This is a genomic window from Micromonospora craterilacus (assembly GCF_003236315.1).
GTDB lineage: Bacteria > Actinomycetota > Actinomycetes > Mycobacteriales > Micromonosporaceae > Micromonospora > Micromonospora craterilacus.
On the sequence record NZ_POTY01000358.1, the window covers coordinates 1 to 4,374 of the forward strand.

Genomic DNA, 4,374 nt, shown 5'->3' on the forward strand with positions numbered 1-4,374 from the left:
GTTGCGGGGCGGGCGTGAAGTGGGTGGAGAAGGCGAGCAGACGGGGACGGCCGGGAGTGGCCGCGCCGGCCGCCGGACCGCGCCGGCGGACCGGCCCCGAGACGTACGCGGCCTTGAAGCGCAGCAGCGGCTCGGTGCCGAAGCGCAGGTAACCGTGGCCCGGCGAGCGGGGCAGCTCGTGCGCGTCCGGCACCCCGAGCACTGTCCGGGACTCCAACGCGGAGAAGGTCCGCAGACCGATCCGGTACGACAGGTGGGTGTCGAGCCCCCGCAGCCGCCCCTCCTCCAGGCGCTGGCTGGCCAGCAGCAGGTGCACGCCGAGCGACCGGCCCAGCCGGCCGATCTGGACGAACAGGTCGATGAAGTCGGGCTTGGCCGACAGCAGCTCGGAGAACTCGTCGCAGATCAGCAGCAGCGACGGCAGCGGGGCCAGCGGATTGCCCGCCGACCGGGCCCGCTCGTAGTCGCGCAGGCTGGCGAAGTTGCCGGCCCGGCGCAGCAACTCCTGCCGGCGGACCAGCTCACCGTTGATCGCGTCGACCATGCGGTCGACCAGGGGCAGCGCGTCGGCCAGGTTGGTGATCACGGCGGCGGTGTGCGGCAGCCGATCGAACGAGGCGAACGTGGCCCCACCCTTGAAGTCGACCAGCACGAAGTTGAGCTGCTCGGAGGAGTGGGTGGCGGCCAGCCCGAGCACCAGCGTACGCAGCAGCTCGGACTTGCCGGAGCCGGTCGCGCCGATGAGCAGCCCGTGCGGGCCCATGCCGTCCTGCGCCGACTCCTTCAGATCCAGCTCGACCGCGCCGCCGTCCACGCCGACGCCGATGGGCGCGCGCAGCCGCTCGCGGGCCGACCGCGGGGCCCAGCCCTGCTCGGCGGTGAAACCCTCCGGGTCGCCGAGGCCGAGCAGCTCCGGCAGGCCTGGCTCGGCGCCGGGCGCCGCGTCCGCGCCCCGGGTGGCGGCGGCCAGCCGCAGCGGAGCCAGCCGGCGCGCCACCGCCTCGGCCTCGGCGATCGCCAGCGCGTCGACGGTGCCGACCTCGGCGGGCCCGTCCGCGGAGTGTGAGTGCAGCCGGCCGCGGCGCAGCTCCAGCAGCAGCGCGAAGCGGTCGAGCAGACGCGGTGGCGGGGTGTCCAGGTCGATCAGGGTGACCGCGTCGATGCCGCCGTCCCCGGTCAGCTCCGTGGCCCCGGTGAGGTCGCCGCCATCCAGCACGACGACCAGGTGCGGCCCGTCGGTGGCCGGCCCGGCCGGACTGAACCGGGACCGGCTGGCCAGCACCTCGTCGAGCAGGCGTTCCAGCTCCACCGCCGAGCTGGTCACCAGCCGCACCGGGCCGAGGGCGTCGCTGCGGGTCGGGTGCTGGGCGTGCGGCAGCCACTTGACCCACTCCCAGACGCTCCGCCGTTCCGGCCCGGCGCAGACGGCGACGAGCAGTTCGTCCGGGGCGTGGAACACGGCGAGCTGGGTCAGCATCGCCCGGACCAGCGCCTGCGCGGCCGGCGAACCGGTGGGACCGGCCGGCGTACCCCGGACGAAGACCCGGGCGAAGCTGCGCAGTGACAGGGCCACCGGCAGGTCGGGCACCACCGAGTACGCGTCCAGGAAGCGGCGCAGCGCCCCTGCGGTCATCGGCTCCAGTTCCTCCAGCGGGCGGGTCACCGGCGGAACCAGCGGGGTGGCCAGGGTCTGCGGCCCGACCGCGACCCGGACCACCGCGAAGTCCGGATCGGTCGGGCGGCGCTCCCAGACCCGGTGGCTGTCCACCGTCGACCAGAGCAGCGTCGGATCCGGGTGCCGGTAGCACAGGCCGGCGCGCTGCCGCGTCGCGGTCTGCCGGACCTGCCGCCGCAGCGTGCTCAGGTGCCGCAGGTACTCCCGGCGGGCCGCCATCATCTCGGACTTCTTCGGGGTGCCCGAGGCGCTGCCCCAGGAGGTCGCCAGCATCGCCAGCGAGGAGAGGCCGAACATGCCGCCGACCACGTACGAGTACGCGCCGCCACCCCGGCCGAACATCATCGCCATCGCGACCGTGCCGCCGAGCATCGGCAGCACCATCAGCATCTGGTGCCAGCGTCCACCGGTAACGGCCGGGATCTCCGGAGGCGCCTGGACCGGCAGCTCACCGACCGGAATGTCGGGCGCCGGGCGCCGTGGCGGCCGTCGGATGACGACAGTGGACACTCGACCTCCTGACAGCGCACGGTAACCCGAGCCTGGCTCATGGTAGGTAAAGTCCTCACGTCCGCGCAGCCGTCACCGTGACTGATATGGAGATCAGTCGATGACAACCGGGCTGGCCCGGGTCACCGTCAGCGCCCCCCAGCGGCGGGTGGACGTGGCCCTGCCGGAGCAGGTCCCGCTCACCGAGCTGTTGCCCGAGGTGCTGCGCCACGCCGGCGAGGGGCTCGCTGACGACGGGGAGCGGCACGGCGGCTGGGTGCTGCGGCGGGCCGACGGCAGCGTGTTGGCGGCCGGGCAGGCCCTGCTCGCCCAGGGTGTCCGGGACGGCGAGGTGCTGCACCTGGTGCCCGCCCGCGCCGAGTGGCCCGAGCTGGAGTACGACGACGTGGTGGAGGCCATCGCCGACGCCGCGCGTCGGCGCGGCGGTGCCTGGTCACCCGGTGCCACCCGAGCCGCCGCTCTCGGCGGCGCCGGGGTGCCGCTCGCCGTCGGCCTGCTCGCCCTGCTCGCCGGCGGGCCGGGCCAGGCCACCGGCTGGCTGGCCGCGACCCTGGTAGCGGTGCTGCTGGTGCTGGCCGGCACGGTGCTCTCCCGGGCTCAGGGCGACGGTCCCGCCGGGGCAGTCCTCGGCGGTTACGCGTTGCCGTACGGCGCGGTGGCCGGTGCCCTGGCCGTCAGCTCCGGCGACCCGGTCGGGCCGTTCGGCCCGCTGCGCTGGATCGGCGCGGCCGAGCTGTTGGCCGGCGCGGTGGCGCTACTGCTGGTGTCGGTGCTCGGGCTGTTCGGGGTGGCCACCCGGCTCCGGATCTTCGTGGCCGGCGTGGTGGTGGGCGCCGCCGGCGGGCTGGCCGCCCTCGGCGGCCTGCTGCTCGGACCGGCCGGCACGGCGGCCGTCCTGCTCTGCGTACTGGCCTTCGCGATCGGGGCGATCCCGCTGCTGGCCATCCGGCTGGGCAAGGTCCCACTGCCCCCGATCACCCTGCCCACCGGCACCCCGGACGATCCGGACCGGGCCCGGGACCTGCCGGACCGGGGACGGGTGTACGCGGCCGTGGCCCGCACCGAGGAGATGCTGACCGGAATGCTGATCGGGCACGCCGTGCTCACCGTGGCCGCCGCGGTGCTGCTCGGCGTCACCGGCGGCGTGGCCGGTCGGCTGCTCGTCGCGGTCACCTCGGCGGTGCTGCTGCTCCGCGCCCGGCTCTTCGTGGCGGTGCGGCACCGGGTGCCGCCCGTGCTCGCCGGGCTGGCCGGGTACGCGGTCCTCGGCGGGATGCTCGCCCGGGACGCCGACCCGACGGGCCAGCTCGTACTGGCGGTCGGCGGGCTGCTGGTCGCCCTGCTGGTGGTGGCCGGCGGCACCACGTACGCCCGCCGCCCGGTCTCCCCGTACGTCGGTCGGGTCGCCGACCTCACCGACACCGTCCTGGTGGTCTCCGTGGTGCCGATCGCCTGCGCGGTGCTCGGCCTGTACGAACGAGCCCGGGGACTGCTCGGCTGAGCGGTCCCCGGGCCCGTAAGGACGTGCGGGTCAGTGTGCGGACTCGCCGCGCTCCTCGGCGTCCTTGGCCCGCTTGAACGACGCCACGATCTCGGCCTCGGCCTCGGTACGCCCCACCCAGGTGGCACCCTCGACCGACTTGCCCGGCTCCAGGTCCTTGTACACCTCGAAGAAGTGCTGGATCTCCAGCCGGTCGAACTCGCCGAGGTGGTGGATGTCGCGCAGGTGCTCCTGCCGCGGGTCCTCGTAAGGGACGCAGAGGACCTTGTCGTCGCCGCCCTTCTCGTCCGTCATCCGGAACATGCCGATCGTGCGGCAGCGGATCAGGCAGCCCGGGAAGGTCGGCTCGGGCACCAGCACCAGGGCGTCCAGCGGGTCGCCGTCCTCGCCCAGGGTGCCCTCGATGAAGCCGTAGTCGGCTGGATACTGCGTGGAGGTGAAGAGGGTGCGGTCCAGCCGAATCCGGCCGGTCACGTGGTCCACCTCGTATTTGTTGCGGTGACCCTTCGGGATCTCAACCGTGACGTCGAAATCCATCTCCCACGCTCCCTCGTCTGCCCACGCTGGCTTGACGGAACCGGCGGCCTGACCAGGACAGGCGAATGCCCACCCACTGACTCCGGCCGCCGCATAGTCTTCGGACCGAAGTAGTGTCACCCAGGCCGGTTCCGGCGGGGGAGGAGGGGGT

The 4,374-nt window shown here is 74.1% G+C and carries 3 protein-coding genes; 1 reads left to right on the top strand and 2 read right to left on the bottom strand.

Annotated elements, in window-relative coordinates:
• A partial coding sequence (gene eccCa / locus C1I95_RS32035) for a type VII secretion protein EccCa (RefSeq protein WP_111219627.1) occupies positions 1–2,185 on the bottom strand: 2,185 nt, incomplete at its 3' end.
• Between the two features lie 100 nt (positions 2,186–2,285).
• Here eccCa and eccD point away from each other — a divergent pair.
• Positions 2,286–3,686: a type VII secretion integral membrane protein EccD gene (gene eccD / locus C1I95_RS32040; protein ID WP_111219629.1), complete on the top strand. Its 1,401-nt coding sequence runs from the start codon at positions 2,286–2,288 to the stop codon at positions 3,684–3,686.
• Positions 3,687–3,716: 30 nt separating this feature from the next.
• Here the strand turns inward: eccD and C1I95_RS32045 are convergent, their stop codons facing one another.
• On the bottom strand, positions 3,717–4,223 hold the full coding sequence (locus C1I95_RS32045; RefSeq protein WP_111219631.1) for an inorganic diphosphatase: 507 nt from the start codon (positions 4,221–4,223) through the stop codon (positions 3,717–3,719).
• Positions 4,224–4,374 lie beyond the last annotated feature (151 nt).

Coding starts and splice junctions, on each gene's coding strand:
- eccD (WP_111219629.1), top strand. CDS start 2,286: ATGACAACCGGGCTGGCCCGGGTCACCGTCAGCGCCCCCCAGCGGCGG.
- C1I95_RS32045 (WP_111219631.1), bottom strand. CDS start 4,223: ATGGATTTCGACGTCACGGTTGAGATCCCGAAGGGTCACCGCAACAAA.